The sequence below is a fragment of the Streptomyces griseoaurantiacus genome (assembly GCF_036189845.1).
Lineage (GTDB): Bacteria > Actinomycetota > Actinomycetes > Streptomycetales > Streptomycetaceae > Streptomyces > Streptomyces griseoaurantiacus.
Map to the genome: position 1 here is coordinate 3,880,430 of NZ_CP108326.1, position 15,927 is coordinate 3,896,356.

15 protein-coding genes are annotated in these 15,927 nt (G+C 75.0%); 6 read left to right on the plus strand and 9 right to left on the minus strand.

Annotated features, from left to right (window positions below; translation table 11 throughout):
- Positions 1 to 12: 12 nt before the first annotated feature.
- Positions 13 to 1,104, plus strand: coding sequence for an IS630 family transposase (locus tag OHB09_RS17295; RefSeq protein WP_191892432.1), 1,092 nt, complete (start codon positions 13 to 15; stop codon positions 1,102 to 1,104).
- Between the two features lie 125 nt (positions 1,105 to 1,229).
- On the opposite strand, the gene OHB09_RS17300 is transcribed toward OHB09_RS17295, so the two are convergent.
- Complete coding sequence (locus tag OHB09_RS17300) at positions 1,230 to 2,267, minus strand: medium chain dehydrogenase/reductase family protein (RefSeq protein WP_328922213.1); 1,038 nt, start codon at positions 2,265 to 2,267, stop codon at positions 1,230 to 1,232.
- A gap of 155 nt (positions 2,268 to 2,422) precedes the next feature.
- Here OHB09_RS17300 and OHB09_RS17305 point away from each other — a divergent pair, with 155 nt between their 5' ends.
- Positions 2,423 to 3,085: a TetR/AcrR family transcriptional regulator gene (locus OHB09_RS17305; protein WP_093591389.1), complete on the plus strand. Its 663-nt coding sequence runs from the start codon at positions 2,423 to 2,425 to the stop codon at positions 3,083 to 3,085.
- A gap of 56 nt (positions 3,086 to 3,141) precedes the next feature.
- Here the strand turns inward: OHB09_RS17305 and OHB09_RS17310 are convergent, their stop codons facing one another.
- Positions 3,142 to 4,740, minus strand: coding sequence for an alpha/beta hydrolase (locus OHB09_RS17310; protein ID WP_407077363.1), 1,599 nt, complete (start codon positions 4,738 to 4,740; stop codon positions 3,142 to 3,144).
- Positions 4,741 to 4,917: 177 nt separating this feature from the next.
- Here OHB09_RS17310 and OHB09_RS17315 point away from each other — a divergent pair, with 177 nt between their 5' ends.
- Together OHB09_RS17315 and OHB09_RS17320 are read left to right on the plus strand one after the other, a co-directional pair.
- Positions 4,918 to 5,949: a helix-turn-helix domain-containing protein gene (locus OHB09_RS17315; protein ID WP_328922214.1), complete on the plus strand. Its 1,032-nt coding sequence runs from the start codon at positions 4,918 to 4,920 to the stop codon at positions 5,947 to 5,949.
- A gap of 94 nt (positions 5,950 to 6,043) precedes the next feature.
- Positions 6,044 to 7,183 (plus strand): sugar ABC transporter substrate-binding protein, encoded by a 1,140-nt coding sequence (locus OHB09_RS17320; RefSeq protein ID WP_213088526.1) that lies wholly within the window; start codon positions 6,044 to 6,046, stop codon positions 7,181 to 7,183.
- A 48-nt stretch (positions 7,184 to 7,231) separates the two neighbouring features.
- Here OHB09_RS17320 and OHB09_RS17325 read toward each other — a convergent pair whose 3' ends face one another.
- The 6 genes from OHB09_RS17325 to OHB09_RS17350 form a co-directional block, all read right to left on the minus strand.
- Positions 7,232 to 7,834: a hypothetical protein gene (locus OHB09_RS17325; RefSeq protein WP_407077332.1), complete on the minus strand. Its 603-nt coding sequence runs from the start codon at positions 7,832 to 7,834 to the stop codon at positions 7,232 to 7,234.
- Positions 7,818 to 8,309: an RNA polymerase sigma factor gene (locus OHB09_RS17330; protein ID WP_006138519.1), complete on the minus strand. Its 492-nt coding sequence runs from the start codon at positions 8,307 to 8,309 to the stop codon at positions 7,818 to 7,820. Before OHB09_RS17330 ends, OHB09_RS17325 begins: the two co-directional genes overlap by 17 nt.
- A 79-nt stretch (positions 8,310 to 8,388) precedes the next feature.
- Positions 8,389 to 9,039 (minus strand): class F sortase, encoded by a 651-nt coding sequence (locus tag OHB09_RS17335; protein ID WP_191854018.1) that lies wholly within the window; start codon positions 9,037 to 9,039, stop codon positions 8,389 to 8,391.
- Entirely contained in the window at positions 9,036 to 9,488 is a 453-nt protein-coding gene (locus OHB09_RS17340) for an LPXTG cell wall anchor domain-containing protein (RefSeq protein ID WP_006138521.1), read from the minus strand. The genes OHB09_RS17335 and OHB09_RS17340 overlap by 4 nt, the downstream gene beginning before the upstream one ends.
- A 138-nt stretch (positions 9,489 to 9,626) precedes the next feature.
- Entirely contained in the window at positions 9,627 to 10,169 is a 543-nt protein-coding gene (locus tag OHB09_RS17345; RefSeq protein ID WP_328922215.1) for a GNAT family N-acetyltransferase, read from the minus strand.
- Positions 10,170 to 10,212: 43 nt separating this feature from the next.
- Positions 10,213 to 10,929: a DUF4328 domain-containing protein gene (locus OHB09_RS17350; protein ID WP_319119503.1), complete on the minus strand. Its 717-nt coding sequence runs from the start codon at positions 10,927 to 10,929 to the stop codon at positions 10,213 to 10,215.
- 569 nt (positions 10,930 to 11,498) lie between these two features.
- Between OHB09_RS17350 and OHB09_RS17355 the strand changes: the two genes are divergently transcribed.
- Positions 11,499 to 12,839, plus strand: a complete 1,341-nt coding sequence (locus OHB09_RS17355; protein ID WP_328922216.1) for a serine/threonine-protein kinase — start codon at positions 11,499 to 11,501, stop codon at positions 12,837 to 12,839.
- A 76-nt stretch (positions 12,840 to 12,915) separates the two neighbouring features.
- On the opposite strand, the gene OHB09_RS17360 is transcribed toward OHB09_RS17355, so the two are convergent.
- On the minus strand, positions 12,916 to 13,443 hold the full coding sequence (locus OHB09_RS17360; RefSeq protein WP_328922217.1) for a universal stress protein: 528 nt from the start codon (positions 13,441 to 13,443) through the stop codon (positions 12,916 to 12,918).
- Positions 13,444 to 13,673: 230 nt separating this feature from the next.
- Between OHB09_RS17360 and OHB09_RS17365 the strand changes: the two genes are divergently transcribed.
- On the plus strand, positions 13,674 to 15,920 hold the full coding sequence (locus OHB09_RS17365) for an MMPL family transporter (RefSeq protein WP_328922218.1): 2,247 nt from the start codon (positions 13,674 to 13,676) through the stop codon (positions 15,918 to 15,920).
- The last annotated feature ends 7 nt before the right edge of the window (positions 15,921 to 15,927 follow it).

Here is a 15,927-nt window from a genome sequence, read left to right on the forward strand (position 1 = left end):
CGTTGGTTGAGTATGAGTCGTCCGGGTCCGAAGATTCCACCGTTGTCCGTCACTGATGCCCAGCGGGCTGTGCTGGAGGGCTGGCTGCGTCGTCGTTCGACGGCCCAGGCTCTGGCTCAGCGGTCGCGGATCGTGCTGGAGTGCGCCGAGGGGCACTCGATCATGGAGGTGTCGCGCCGGCTGCGGATCACTCCGGACACGGTCCGCACCTGGCGGCGGCGTTTCCTCGAACGGGGCCTGGACGGCTTGTGCGACGACCCGAGGCCCGGCGTCCCGAGGAAGATCACGGACGCGGACGTCGAACGGGTCATCGTCAAGACACTCGAGGAGACGCCGAAGAACGCGACTCACTGGTCGACGAGATCGATGGCCGCGGCTACGGGCATGTCGCAGTCGACCATCTCGCGGATCTGGCGGGCTTTCGCTCTCGCGCCGCACCGGTCGCAGACGTTCAAGCTCTCCACTGATCCGTTGTTCATCGACAAGGTCCGCGACGTCGTCGGCCTCTACCTCGACCCGCCGGAGAAGGCCCTGGTGCTCTGCGTGGACGAGAAGTCGCAGATCCAGGCCCTGGACCGGTCCCAGCCGGTTCTGCCGATGGTGCCAGGCGTTCCCGAACGCCGCAGCCACGACTACGTCCGCGCGGGCACCACCACCCTCTTCGCCGCACTTGAGGTCGCCACCGGCAAGGTCATCGGCTCCCTGCACCGCCGCCACCGGGCATCGGAGTTCAAGAAATTCCTGACCAAGCTCGACAAGGAAGTCCCTGCCGGTCTCCAGGTCCACTTGATTCTCGACAACTACGCGACCCACAAGACACCCGACATCAAGCGGTGGCTGCTGACCCATCCGCGGTTCCACCTGCACTTCACGCCGACCAGCGCGTCCTGGCTGAACCTGGTCGAGCGGTGGTTCGCCGAACTCACGCAGAAGAAGCTCAAGCGCGGCGTCCACCGCTCGGTTCAGGCCCTTGAACGCGACATCCGAGGCTGGCTCGCCGACTGGAACGAGCACCCAAGACCGTTCGTCTGGACGAAGACCGCCGACGAGATCCTCGACAAAGTCGCCGCATACTGCCGACGAATCTCCGACTCAGGTCACTAGGGTCTTTCGTTCGGATCGGGCCGGCTGGGAGGCGCGGTGCCTCTTCGGCCGACCCGACCCCGCGACGCCGGAATGATCCGAACGAGAGGCCCTGGGGCAGAGCGGTCCGGGGCGCCGCCCCGCGTTCAGGGGCGCAGGACGACCTTCCCGGCCACCGTCCCCGATTCCGCGAGGCGCATCGCCTCGGCGGCCTCGGTCAGGGGCAGGCGGGCGGCCACCCGGGCGGTGATGTCCCCGGCGCGCAGCGCCTCGAAGACCTCGGTGAGGTCGGCGCGCAACCGGGCGCGGAAGGCGTCGACGCGCCGGTGGCCGGCCCAGACGTTGTAGAAGCGGGCGCGGCGGCCGTTGGGCAGCGCGTTCCACAGCCACACCCGGGCCAGCAGCTTGATCACCGGCCACTGCTTGGAGCCCTTGTCGTCCCGCGTGGAGGCGGTCCCGTACGCGACGAGGGTGCCGCCGGGGGCGAGCAGGCGCCAGGAGTCGACGATGCCGGGGCCGCCGACGTGGTCGAAGACGGCGTCCACTCCGCCGGGGGCGAGGGCGCGCACACGGGCGGCGACGTCCTCGGTGCGGTGGTCGACGGGGGTGACGCCCCGGGCGCGCAGGGCCTCGTGGTGACGGGCGGAGGCGGTGCCGATCACCTCGGCGCCGGCCGCCCGGGCGAGCTGGACCAGGACCGAGCCGACGCCGCCGTTGGCGCCGAGCACGAGCACCGTCTGACCGGCCCGGACACGGGCCGTGCGGTGCAGCATCTGCCAGGCGGTGACGCCGTTGACGACCATGGTCTCCGCCGCGTCCGCGTCGATCCCGTCGGGCACCGGGACGGCGTCCGCCGCGTCGAGGACGACGTGGCTGGCCCAGCCGCCGACCTTGACCAGCGCGGCCACCCGGGTGCCGACCAGGCCCTCGGGGGCACCCGGGCCGGCCGCGCGCACGGTGCCGACGAGGTCGTAGCCGGGGACGAAGGGGAAGGGCGGCTGGTCGAAGTAGCGGCCGCGGCGCATCTGCTGCTCGGCGAAGGAGACCCCGGTCGCCTCCACGCGGACCACCACCTGGCCCGGGCCCGCGGTGGGGACGGTCCCGCGCCGGATCCGCAGCCCCTCCGGTTCCACCGTGCCCGGGAGGACGACCTCGACGAGTTCTTCGGTCTCCGTGGAGTGCATGACGATCTCCGGTCTGTGTGGGGCACTCGGATTAGTGAGTGCATCTCTTCTTGGTTATAAGTTGTAACTCTCTCTCGAGGGAGTGTCAATAACGACCGTGATAGCTTCTAACGAACGGCGAGCGACGGGTGCGGCACCGGAAAGGCGGCGGACACATGCGGCAGGAGACGGCGGAGACCGGGGCGACGCCCCGCGAGCGCTACCGCGCGCAGGTCCGCGCCGAGATCAAGGACCACGCCCGGCGGCAGATCGCCACCGCGGGCGCCCCGGGCCTGTCCCTCAACGCGATCGCCAAGCGCATGGGCATGAGCGGGCCCGCGCTCTACCGGTACTACGCCGGCCGCGACGAACTCCTCACCGATCTGGTCCGGGACGCCTACCGCAGCCTCGCCGAGGACTTCCGCGCGGCCTCCGCCCCGGCCCCCGACGCCCGGGCGCTGGCGCACGCGCTGCGCGCATGGGCGCTGGCGGACCCGCAGCGCTACTTCCTCACCTTCGGCACCCCCGTCCCCGGGTACGAGGCGCCGGAGGACACCACCGTCCTCGCGCGGGAGGTCATGACGCTCATGCTCGACGCCTGCGCCGCGCTGCCCCCGGCCGGCTCTCCCGGGGGTCCCTTCGCCGCCCATCTCGAGGAGCACCGGGAGTGGACGGGCGGCCACCCCGCCCCGCCCGCCGTCCTGCACCGCGCGCTGACCCTCTGGACCCGGCTGCACGGCGCCCTCTCCCTCGAACTCGCCGGGCACTTCGCCGGCATGGGCTTCGACCCCGCTCTGCTCTACGAGGCCGAACTCGACGCCCTGACCGGCGACGGCTGAGCCGGGGGCCGCCCGCACCCCCGGCCCACCCCCCCGGCCGCCCCCGGCCCGCCCCGTCAGGCGTCCAGCCGGTCGAGCACCGCCCGCACCGCCTCCCGCACCGCCCCGCGCCACTCCTCCTCCGGGTCGCCGGGGCCGCCGCCGTGGTGGCCGTGCGGCACGTCCACCACCCGTACCTCCGCCTCCCGCTCCCCGGCCGCGGCCAGGAACCCGCTGACGGTCGCCGCGATCTCCGGCGACTCCAGGCCCACCCGGAGCAGGACCAGCGGCGGCGGCGCCTGCCCGGCGTCCGCGAGCGCGCGCACCGGGTGGAAGCGGCTGTCGGCGGACATCCCCCAGTTGGGCAGCGGGGCGAGGACCGGGTACGCGGCGGCCAGGCAGCGCAGCCACGCGGGGGGCTTCGCGAGCCAGTCGGCGAGGAGGGGGCCGCCGCCCGAGAAGAACCACAGCGCGATCCGGTCCCCGTCGACCCGCGGGTCGGCCCGTACGAGATCCACGGCCGCCGCGACGTCCCCGGCGGCACGCGGGTAGTCGGCCACGTCGTGCAGCCGGTGCTCCACGGTCACGCCGACGGCACCCTGCCCGGCGGCGTACCGGGCGTGGCCCGCGAGGACCGGCCAGTCGCGCGGGGAGGGCTCGGCCCCGGCGGGCACCGGCCCACCGTGCACGAACACGACCGCCGGCCGGGGACCGTCCACCCCCTCGGCCCCCTCGGCACCCTCGGCCCCCTCGATCCCCTTCGTTCCTCCCGGCCGCGGGAAGTAGAAGTCCACGTTCCCCCGCCGCTCCCGCGGGAGTTCGGGAACGGGCAGCGGGAACGGGTGCAGATGCGCGGGGGTGCCCGACGCGCCGGGCGGCGTGAGGCGGTGGCCCTCCCCGGCGGCCGCCCGCAGCAGGACCCCCGCCAGGTCCTCCGGGCAGGACAGCATCGGCCAGTGCCCGGTGGGCAGTTCGAAGAAGGTCACGCCGGGTCCTGTCAGCGCCCGCAGCGCGGGGTCGCCGAGGTCCACGAGCCGCTGGACCATGTCGATGCCCACGCCGTTCGCCGTGCACAGCACCCCGGTGGTCGGCACGGCGGCCGCCGCGCCGCTCAGCCGCAGCGGCCGCAGCAGGGTGCCCAGGGGCTGGGGCGCCGCCCGCGCGGTGAGCCGGTCCAGGGCCTCCTCGGACACCCCCGCCGTGCTGCCCCACTGCGTCCACTCCTCCCGCCCGGGGGGCGGCAGCACGCCCGCGGTGGTGCCGGACGCCGCCTCCTCGGCCGGCAGGGCCCGCACCGACTGGTCCGGCACCGCCGCCAGCGGCGGGACACCGTCCTGCGGCAGCCCCGCGTCCACGCACACGATCCGGGCGACCCGCTCCGCCCGCCGGTCGGCCGCGCCCAGCACCGGATGAACGCCGTAGTCGTGCCCGACGAGCACGATTCCCCGGCCGCCCGTGCCGCCCGGCGCCCCGGTCACCGCGTCGATCGCCGCGCACACCTCCTCGATGTGCGTCTCCAGATCCGCCTCCGCCTCCGCATGCGCCCCCGCATCCGGCTCCGGGCCGTCGCCGGCCCGCGGCCGGCCGGGCCCCGCGAGCGTCACCGCCCGCACCTGTGCGCCCGCTGCGGTCAGCCGGCGGGCGGTCCCCTCCCACACGTGCGCGTCGGTGAACATGCCCGGCACCAGGATGAACACGGGTTCCACGGCTCTCTCCCCACTCTCCGTCGTACGCCCTCGGCGACGGCCGGAACCGTCCGCCCGGCCGCGCTCGCGGGTACCGTAGGAACTCCCCCAGGGGGAGGTTCAACCCGTGCCCGGCAGTGCCGGGGGACCGCAGGGAGGGCCACCGCCGTGGCGCACGACGAGGGACTGTGGAGCATCGGTGAGCTCGCGGAGCGCGCGGGCGTCACCGTCAAGACCGTCCGCTTCTACTCCGAACGCGGTCTGCTGCCCGAGACCTCCCGCAGTTCCGGCGGCCACCGCCGCTACGGCCCCGAGGCCCTCGGGCGGCTGTCCCTGATCCGCGCGCTGCGCGGCCTCGGCCTCGGCGTCCCCCAGGTGCGGCGCCTCCTGCCGCCCGCCGGCCCGTCCGAGGGCGTACCGGCCGGCGACATGCCGGAGGAGGGGCTCCTGGAGGACGTCCTCGCCGGGCAGTTGCGCGAACTGGGCTCCCGGATCGAGGCGCTGCGCTGGCGGGAGGCGGCGCTGCGGCTGGTGCGGGAGTGCCCGCCGGGGGAGCGCGCCGAACGCCTGCGTCTGCTGGGCGCGGTGTCGACACCGCCGAGCACGGACACCCTCGCCCGGTTCTGGCGCGGCTGGCTGCCGGTGCGGATGCCGGCCCGCTCGGTGGCGGCCTTCCTGGACCTCGCGGTCCCGCAGCCGCCCGCCGACCCGGAGCCGGCCCAGGTGCTGGCCTTCGCCCGCCTGCACGCACTGACGTCCCGCCCCTGCGCCGGCACCGGGCCCTCGCCGCAGCCGGCGGCGCACCGGCGGGCCGGGGGCGCGCGGGCGGCCGTGCTCTACGAGGGGCTGGCCGAGGCGTACGAACTGGCGGGGGTCCGGCTCGGCGCGCGGCGGGAACCGGGCCCGGGCGAGGCACTGGACGGCTTCGTGGCGGCGTACGCGAGTGCCTATGGCGTCCGGGACACCCCGGGCTTCCGCCGGAGCCTGGCCGGTGAACTCGCGGGCGATCCCCGCCTGGACCGCTACTGGGACCTGGTCGCCGAGCTCCGCACCCCGCCCGGCGGCACCCCCGCGCCCACCCCCGGCACCGCCCACGACTGGCTCCTGGCGGCACTGCGGGCGCAGACGGCGGGGACGCCGGCGGCCTCCGCGAGGGCCGACCGGACGGTCAACCAGGGGAATATGCCCTTCCGTTCATGAAGATCTCGTGGAAAGTGGGAGGAGCTTTGGTCGGGACGAGTCCACCGACGCCACAGTGGGGCGATCTCCGTTCTGCCCGGAAGGCCCCCGAGTGATGATCCGTACCCCCCACGGTTCCACCGCCCGCCGTCGCGTCAGCGTTCTGACCGGCACCGTCACCGCTTCCGCCCTGCTGGTCACCGGCTGTGGCGTCCTCGACAGCAGCGACGACAGCGGTGCGTCGACACCGAAGAAGGGCGACGACATCACCGTCGGCCTCCTGCTGCCCGATCACAAGACCGCCCGCTGGGACCAGTTCGACCAGCCCCTCATCACCAAGAGGATCGCCGACCTCACCCACGGCAAGGGCAAGGTCGTCGCCCGCAACGCCGAGGCGAGCGCGGGCAAGCAGCGGGAGCAGTTCGCCGAACTGCTCTCCAAGAAGGTGGACGCGATCCTCGTCGACGCGATCGACTCCAAGGCGATAGCGAGCCAGGTCCAGGAGGCGAAGGACGCGGGGATACCCGTGATCGCCTACGACCGGCTCGCCCAGGGACCGATCGACGCCTACATCTCGCACGACAACGAACTCGTCGGCCAGGTGCAGGGGCAGGCCCTGCTGAAGGCGCTCGTCGGGAAGACGTCCTCCAGCAAGGTCGTCCTGATCAACGGCTCGCCCACCGACCCGAACACCGCCGACCTCAAGAAGGGCGTCCGCGCGGAGCTCAAGGGCAACATCATCATGGCCGCCTCGTACGACACCCGTGACTGGCGGCCCGAGATCGCCCAGCAGAACATGAAGAAGGCGATCGCGGCCGTCGGGCTCAACAACATCGATGCCGTCTACTCCGCCAACGACGGCATGGCGGGGGCCGTCATCGAGACGATGAAGGAGGCCGGCGTCGAGCACATCCCCCCGGTCACCGGGCAGGACGCCGACCTCGCGGCGGTGCAGCGGATCATCGCGGGCGAGCAGTACATGACCGTCTACAAGCCGTTCCGGCGGGAGGCCGAGAGCGCCGCGGAGATGGCGGTGACCAAGGTGCAGGGCCGCTCGATCGAGTTCGACGCCCTGACCCGCGACTCGGTGAACAGCCCGACGCGCAAGGGCATCCCGGCGATGCTGGTCCCGGTGGTCGCCCTCACCAAGGACAACATCAAGGAGACGGTGATCCAGGACGGCGTCTACACCCTCGACCAGATCTGCACGCCGAAGTACAAGGCGAAGTGCGACGCGCTCGGGCTGACGTCCTGAGGGGCGGCCCGGGTCGTTCCCGGGCCGTAGCCGGGCCGGGGCCCGCCGTCAGCCGGGGGTGGGCCCCCCGCGGACCGCCGTGCTCGGCTCCACGTCGCCCGTGCGCGAGCGCCGGGCCTCCTCGGAACGCCGCGCCTGCGCTTCCCGCTTCGAGACGGACTGCGAGGGCTCGCCCGCCGGGTCCGTGGCCTCCCGCTCCGAGGAGTCCCCGGGCCGTTCGGGGCGCGCCGCGGGGTCGGTCGCTGACGTGCGGCGCCCCTCCGGCCCGCCGGAGGGGGCCTCGCTGGGGCCGGGCCCGTCGGGCGCACGTGTGCCGCCCACGGGCGGCGGGGCCAGCGGGACCGTGGGGGAGGTGGGGCGTTCGCTTCCGCCGAGGTGCAGCGGCAGCACGGCGAGGCCGGCGGCGGCACAGGTCAGCGCGGCACCGATGGCCGCGCGCCGCAGCCGGCGGCGGGCGGCCCTGCGGCGGATCGCCTCGTAGCGGCCGGGCGGCGGCCCGAGCAGGTCGGCGTGGGCGGACAGGGGCCGCAGGATCACCGCGATCGGGTCCTCGGACCCGTCCGTGTCGTCCGGCCCGCCGTGCCCGTTCGGCCCACCCGCGCCGCGCGCCCGGCGGAAGCCGTCCGGGTCGTCGTCAAAGCGTGTGGTCAAGGCTTCTCCTCAGATGGACGCGGAGCAGTTCGCGGGCCGCGTGGAGGTCGGCCTTGACGGTTCCTTCCTTGCGCCCGGTCAGCGCGGACACCTCCCGGATCGGCATGTCAGCGTAGTAGTGCAGCAGTATGGGCACGCGCAGCCGTTCCGGCAGCGCCTGCACGAGCAGTCGGACCGAGGGGTCGTCCTGCTCGGTGTGCGGGCGCAGCGCGGCCTCGGTGGTGACCCGGCGCACCGCGCGGCGCTCGCGCTCCAGTTTGCGCCAGTGGTCGCGGACGAGGTTGGCCGCGGTGACGTAGAGGAAGCCGCGCGGCTCGTCCACGGACGTCCAGCGGGCCCAGAGCCGGGTGAACGCCTCGGAGGCGATCTCGTGCGCCGTCCCGTCGTCGTCGACGAGACGGCGGCACCAGCCGGCCAGGCGCGGATAGAGGGCGGCGAACAGTTCGGACGCCGCCCTCTCACGGGACCGTTTCAACGCTCTCCTGGGTCGTGGGGGCACGTGGGGGAAGATGCCGGGTGCCCGGCGCGCGTTGCGTCGCCGGGCACCCGTCGGCTCAGCTCCCGTCGAGGGCCGCGAAGACGATCACGTTGTCGCGGTAGCCCTCGCCGGAGCGCGGACCGCCGCACGTGATGAGCCGCAACTCCGGCCGGTCGGTGTCGCCGTAGACCTCCTGCGTGGGGAAGTCCGCCTTGTCGACGGTGCGGACCCGGGTCACCGTGAACGCGGCCGTCGTGCCGTTCTTCAGCCGCGTGGTGACGTGGTCCCCCCGGTGCAGTTCGGACAGGTGGCGGAAGACGCCGTCGCCGTAGTCGCCGACCGTGACGTGGCCGAGCAGGACGGACGGCCCGGTCCGGCCGGGCGTGGGCGACTTGTCGTACCAGCCGGCCTGATCGTGCGCCGTGACGGGCGGCACCTCGACGGTGCCGTCCGTCCGCAGCCCCAGCCGCATGACAGGGGTGTCGACGCCGATGCTCGGGATTCCCAGCCGTACGGGGACGGAACGCCCCAGTGGGCGTGCGGCGTTGGTCGGATCGGAGGAAGGGGCCTCGCGGCCGGCGGAGCTCTCGCCGCCCGCTTCGGCCCCCTGCGCAGTGCCGGCCGAGCCCTCGTTCCGTACCCCCTGCCCCCCGCCGCCGCAGCCCGTGAGCAGCGTTGCCGCCAGGAGCGCGGTGGCGAGGGCGCGCCGGGAGAGCGCGGTGGTCATGCCCCGGTCGCCCGGCGGCGCCGCACGACGAGGAAGCCGGCGCCGCCCGCGGCGACGAGGGCGGCGGCGCCGCCGATCAGCGCGCTCTGGTCGGAGGACGAGGAGCCGCCCGTCACACCGGTGTCGGCGGCGCCGCGCGGCACGTCGGCGACCTGGCCGGTGCGGGCGGCCTCCTCACGCTGCTTCTGGGCCGGGACGGGCGTGGCGTCGTCCGTCACACCGGTGTCGGCGGCGCCGCGCGGGACCTCGGCGACCTGGCCGGTGCGGGCGGCCTCCTCACGCCGCTTCTCGGCCGGGGCGGGCGTGGCGTCCTGCTGCTTGTCGTCCTTGGGGGCGACGGTGGCGGCGGTGCGGGGCTTCGGGGTGGAGTCGGCGAACGCGGGCTGCACGGTGCCGGCCAGGACGGCGGTACAGGCGAGTGCCAGGGCACTGAGAACAGTTCGGCGCATCGTGTCGCTCTCTTCTGTCGTCCCGCCCGGCAGAACCGGACGGGGTGTGTGACGAATCGAGCGAAGAGACGACGCACCCGGAACCCGGGTTGTAAAGAGCGGGCAAAGTCCTCCGGGCGGATGTTTACGGCGGGACGTTCACGGCCTCCCGGCGGCGGTCCACTCCTCCACGAGCAGACCCAGCACGACCTCGTCCGCGAAGCCCCCGTACACCCAGGCCGCTTTGCGCAGCGTGCCCTCGACGGTGAACCCGGCCCGCTGGGCGGCCGCGAGCATCGGGGCGTTGTGCGCGAGCGTCTCCACCTGCAGCCGCCGCAGCCCGCGCGCCTCGAAGCCGTACGCGCACAGCGTGCGTACGAGGTCGACGCCGAGGCCCCGGCCGCGGAAGGCGGGCCGCAGGGACAGGCCCAGGTGGGCCGACCTGTTGTGCGTGTCGATGCCCCAGAGCGCCCCGGCACCGGCGAGTTCACCCGATTCCAGCTCCACCACCGAGAACGGCGCCGCCTCCGGCGTGGGCTCGCCCACCGCGAACGGGGAGTGCCCCGACTCGGCGGAGATAGGCCGCCAGGGCTCGTCGTCGGCGAGGACGCGGTGTGCCACGTCCTCGTACAACTCCCGGTGCAGCACGGGAACGTCCGCCTCGGTCCGGGCCCGCAGCCCGGTTCGTGTGCCTCGTATCACCGGGCATGGGTATCGCGGTCCGGCGGGCGGCACAAGCGGATTGTCACCGGCGGGCGGCCTGCGGGCCGACGGGTCCCGCGGGCGGGCCCACCCGGCCGGTGCCCCCGTCGTGACCGCCCCTCCCGCGCTGCGCCGCCGTGAGGGCGCGCACCATCAGGACGCCGGCCACGGCGGCACCCACCACGGCCGCGTCGGCGGCGAGCAGGGGGGCGAGGTTGTCGTAGGCCCGCTCGACGACCTTGTCGGTGCTCACGGTGTACATCAGGCCGGTGCCGGTCAGGGTGCCGAACAGCCACAGCCCCCACCACCAGTTGACCGAGCGCGGCAGCCGCTCGCCGGGCGCGCTCCGGCGGTGGACGTCGGCGACGATCCCGCGCGGGATCCACAGGTTCGCCACCGGCAGCACCCAGCCGAGGTAGACCCACACCCAGGAGTGGCGCGGCGGTTCGCCCGAGAGGGCGTGCGCGTTGTCCCGCACCGCCCACAGCCAGCTCAGGAACGCGAGCGCGCACAGCACGGTCGCCCCGTCGCCCACCGTGGTGACCAGGTGGTAGCCGTCCTCCAGCGAGGTCAGCGGGCGGTGGCTGCCGCCGCCCTGGTCGGGCGGGCCGGAGTCGGGCATGCCCGTGGCGGCGAGCCGGATCTGCCAGACGGCACGGGCCGTCCAGGCGGCGCCGGCCAGGGCGAGCGCGGCGACCGCGCAGAGGGCCGCGCCCCGGGTCGGGCGCAGGGCTGGGGTGCGCGTGCTCTCATCGGTCACGCGGTCATCCTCGCATCCCGGGGGTGCGGATCGGGTGGGGACAACGCGGTGCTCGTGCGGGTGAGTTGGGAGGGGCGCGGGCGACCGGCCGCCGTGGCGGGGAGTCAGGGCCCCTCGTTCGGATCATCCCGGCGTCGCGGGGTCCGGCACGCACTCCCCCACTGCCCCGAACGGGCGTGGGGGTGCCCCCAGCGGCGTTGTCGTCGGTTGCCAGGGCTCCGCCCCGGCGCCCTCCTCCGCTGTGCAGCCGCACGCACCGGACCCCGCTCGGGTCGGCCGAGGACGCACCGCGTCCCTCCCGGCCGACCTGATCCGAACGAAAGGCCCTGCGCCGTGTGATCCCGTCCGCAGCTCCCGGGATCATGATCGGAGAGGGCTCCGGGGCCAGTAAGGTAAGGACCGCTCCGGCACCCCCACCATCGTCCCGCGGCCCCGCGGCGTCATGGCCGGCGGCGATCGAGTCGTCCGACGGACGGTCGGTCCGCGGGTGCGCCCCCGACCCTCGGGCGCGGCCCCCGCGGGCACCCGTGCGCCGGCACGGCGTCTCACGGGATGAGGTTGGAACACAGGTGCTGATAGCGGGCCGGTACCGGTTGCACACCGCCCTCGGGCGCGGCGCGATGGGCGAGGTCTGGCGGGCGTCCGACGAGACGCTCGGCAGGGACGTGGCGGTCAAGCTCATGCTCGGCCAGGACGCCGACCCGACCGCCACCTCCAGGTTCCGGCTGGAGGCCCAGACCGCCGGCCGGCTGCACCACGGGAACGTCGTCGGCGTGCTGGACTTCGGTGAGTACGAGGGCAATCTGTTCCTCGTCATGGAACTGGTCGCGGGCGACAGCCTGGCCCGGATCCTCAGCGAGAACGGACCGCTGCCCGCCGACCGGGTCGCGCGCATCGCGGCCCACACCGCCGCCGGGCTCGCGGTCGCGCACGACCAGGGGATCGTGCACCGGGACATCAAGCCGGGCAACCTGCTCGTGGACGCCGACGGCACCACGAAGATCGCCGACTTCGGCATCGCCCGCTTCATGGACGACCCGGGCGCCGCCCTCACCCGGACCGGGCACATCGTCGGCACCAGCCTCTACCTGGCCCCCGAGCGGGCGCTCGGCCAGAACGCGGGGCCGCCCAGCGACGTCTACTCCCTGGGCTGCGTGCTCTACCAACTCCTCACCGGGGGCACCCCGTTCAAGGGCGAGAGCCCCGTGGCCGTGCTGCACCACCACCTCGACACCCCGCCCGTCCCGCCCCGCGAACTCGGCGTCGACCTGCCGCCCGCCTTCGAGAACTACCTGCTCGGACTGCTCGCCAAGCGGCCCGAGGACCGGCCCACGGCACGGCAGGTCGCGGAGTACTTCGGCGGCGGCGCGTGGCAGGGCCGCCCGGAGCCCCTGCCCGCGGCGGCGCCCTCGGGGCCGCAGGGGACGGGCCGGCGGGCGGCGCCGGGTCCCGGGCCGGGCAGGCCCGAGCCGGCCGCCGCGCCGCGGCAGCAGCGGGGAACGGGGACGCGGGCTGCGGGGCGGGGCGCCCCGGCGGTGGGCGCGGCCCCCGGGGCCGGCCCCCGGCACGGCGCGGGCCCCGGCTCCGCACCCTCCTACCCGGGCACGCCCTCCGGCCCGGGCGGCTCCGCCGAGACGGGGCCGCCGACGACGTACAAGCTCCCGACGGCCGCCGCGGGCCCCGCCTCCTCGGCGCACCGGGGCCGGCGCCGTCAGCAGCCCTCCGGGGCGGCGGCGGCCCTGGCCGGGCGGCGGACCCGGATCGTGGCCCTGCTGGCCGGGGTGGCGCTCTTCGTGGGCGCGATGCTGCTGGGCATGGCGTGGTTCGGGGACGACGAGGACTCCCCGGGCACCGACGGCGGCACCGACACCCCGCCGGCCTCGGCACCGCAGACCCCCGGCGACGGCTGACGGCCCACGGCCCACGGTGGGCGGCGGGGCGCGACCCGGCCCCGTCGGCCCCGCCGCCCCGGTCGCCCGGGGAGCCTCAGTGCCCCGGCGGGTGCGGGGGATGCGGGGGCGGTGGAGGGCGGTGCGGGTGCGGGGGTGGTGGCGGCAGCGTCTCCAGGCCCGGGGCGGGCGTGGGCCAGACCAGCAGGACCGCGCACGGGGCGTGGTCCACGACGAAGCGCGCGGAGGGCCCCAGGCTGTGCGGACCCAGCCGTGCGCGGTCGCCGTCACGGGCGAGGATCAGCAGGTCGGCCTCCTCGGCCGCCCGCACCACCTCGCGCTCGGGCCGCCCCCGCCGCTCCCGGCGGACGCAGGACCGGCCGAGCCGCCCGGCGGCGGCGTCCAGCAGCCGTCCGGCCGAGTCGGCCCCCAGTTCCGCGACCCGCGCCCCCGGATCGTGCCCGCCCCGGCCGAGCAGCCCGGCGAAGGCCCCGTGCGCGACCCCGGGCTCCTCACCCCCGCTGACGTGCAGCAGGACGACCTCGTCGGCGTCCCCCGCGTGCCGCCGCGCGGCATCCACGCAGGCGGGCCAACTGCCTTCGACGAGCCAGGCGAGCACGGTCAAGGCCCTCAGTCCCTTCCACGGCGATGAGACCCCTCCACCCTGCCACCGCCGCCCGCCGGGCGGCCCCCCTTGGTGCGTGGGCACCAGGACGTGCCGCCGTCTGGTCCCCTCGCACCAGGCGGGGTCGGGGTCGGCGGACGATGCCCGGCAGGGGCGCCGACGGCGAGTGTGAAGGGGTGCGGGATTCCCGCGCCCCTGCCCTCGTCGACGGTGTCTGGAGTGAACGGCAGATGGCCAAGTTTCTGTATCGGATCGGACGGTGGGCCTTCCGCCGGCGGCGGCTCGTGGCCGTCGTCTGGCTGGCAGGCCTGGTGCTGGCGGTAGGCGCCGCCGCCACGGCCCCGGCCGGTGAGGACGAGGACCTCGCCATGCCGGGCACGGAGTCCCAGCAGGCGTTCGACCTCCTCGACGAGCGGTTCCCCGACAGCAACGCCCAGGGCGCCGAGGCCCGCCTGGTCTTCCGGGCCCCGGACGGGCAGCGGATCACCGCGAAGGAGAACCGCGCGGCCGTCGAGGAGGCGCTCGGCTCCCTGGACGGGAACAAGCAGTTCTCCTCGGCCACCGACCCCTTCACCACCGGCGCCGTCAGCGGGGACGGCACGATCGCGTACTCCACGGTCACCTACACCGTGGACGCCGTGAAGCTGACCGAGGCGACGAAGACCGCCCTCGAGGACGCCGCGGGCGGGGCCCGGGACGCCGGACTGACCGTGGAGACCGGCGGCTCGGCCCTGGACTCCGAGGAGGAGCCGGGCGGCACGACGGAACTCGTCGGCGTGGCGGTGGCCGCGGTGGTGCTGGTCCTCGCCCTCGGCTCACTGGTCGCGGCCGGGCTGTCGCTGCTGACCGCCCTGCTGGGCGTGGTCATCGCCTTCGGCCTGGTCACCGCGTTGTCCGTGCCGCTGGGCCTGTCCTCCACCGTCGCGATCCTGGCACTGATGCTGGGGCTGGCCGTCGGCATCGACTACGCCCTCTTCATCACCTCCCGCTTCCGTGACGAACGCGCCCGGGGCCACGCCCCCGAGGAGGCCGCGGGACGCGCGGTCGGCACGGCCGGCTCCGCCGTCGTCTTCGCCGGCGCGACCGTCGTCATCGCCCTCGCCGGGCTCGGCGTCGTCGGCATCCCCGAACTCACCAGGATGGGCCTGGGCGGCGCGGGCGCGGTGACGCTCGCGGTGCTCGTGGCACTGACCCTGACCCCCGCGCTGTTCGGCCTGTTCGGACGCCGGGTGCTCCCCCGCGCGCTGCGGCGGGCCGACCGGCCGGGCGGGCGCCCGCACCCGGCGCACACCGGGGCCGGCCGGCCCGGGCTCGCCACCCGCTGGGCGCGGTTCGTCCTGCGCCGCCCGGCGGCCGTGCTGCTCACCGCCGTCCTCGGGCTCGGCGCGGTCGCCGCGCCGGTGCTGAGCCTCGAACTCGGCCTGCCCGGCGACGAGTCGAAGTCCACGGCGACCACCGAGCGCCGCGCCTACGACCTGCTGTCCGAGGGCTTCGGCCCCGGCTTCAACGGCCCCCTCACCGTCGTCGTCGACACCTCGCGGGCCGAGGACCCCGCCGCCGCCACGGACGCGGTCGTCGAGGCCGTCAAGGCAGTGGACGGGGTCGCCTCGGTCGGCGACCCGGTCCTCGACGGCGGCAAGGACACCGCCCTGGTCACCGCCGTCCCCGAGACCGCGCCCAACAGCTCCGAGACCAAGGACCTGGTGCACGCGCTGCGGGACAAGGCCTCCGACATCGGGGCCGACAACGGCGCCGACGTGTTCGTCACCGGCAAGACCGCGCTGAACATCGACATCTCCGAGGCGATGGCCGACGCCCTGATCCCCTACCTGACCGTGGTCATCGGCCTGGCGGTGCTCCTGCTGCTCCTGGTCTTCCGCTCGGTCCTGGTCCCGGTCAAGGCCGCGCTCGGCTTCCTGCTGTCGGTGGGTGCCGCCTTCGGCGTCCTGGTCGCCGTCTTCCAGTGGGGCTGGGCGGCCGGCCTGCTGGGCATCGAGCAGACCGGGCCCGTCATGTCGCTGATGCCGATCCTCATCATCGGCATCGTGTTCGGCCTCGCCATGGACTACGAGGTCTTCCTCCTCACCCGCATGCGGGAGGCCCACGTCCGCGGCGCGAGCCCCGAGGAGGCGATCGTCCACGGGTTCCGGCACAGCGGACGCGTCGTGGCCGCGGCGGCCGTCATCATGATCAGCGTCTTCGCCGGATTCGTCGGCATGAGCAGCCCGACCATCCAGACGATGGGCATCGGCCTGGCCTCCGCCGTCGCCTTCGACGCCTTCGTGGTCCGCATGGCGATCGTGCCCGCGGTCCTGGCCCTTCTGGGCCACCGCGCCTGGTGGCTGCCCCGTACGCTGAACCGCATGCTGCCGAACGTGGACATCGAGGGCGAGGCACTGGGCGGGGCGGACCCGGCGCCCGCCGCGACCGTACCGGGCGCGGTCGTCCAGGGGCCGTTCCCCGTCGGCCGGAGCTGATCCGGCC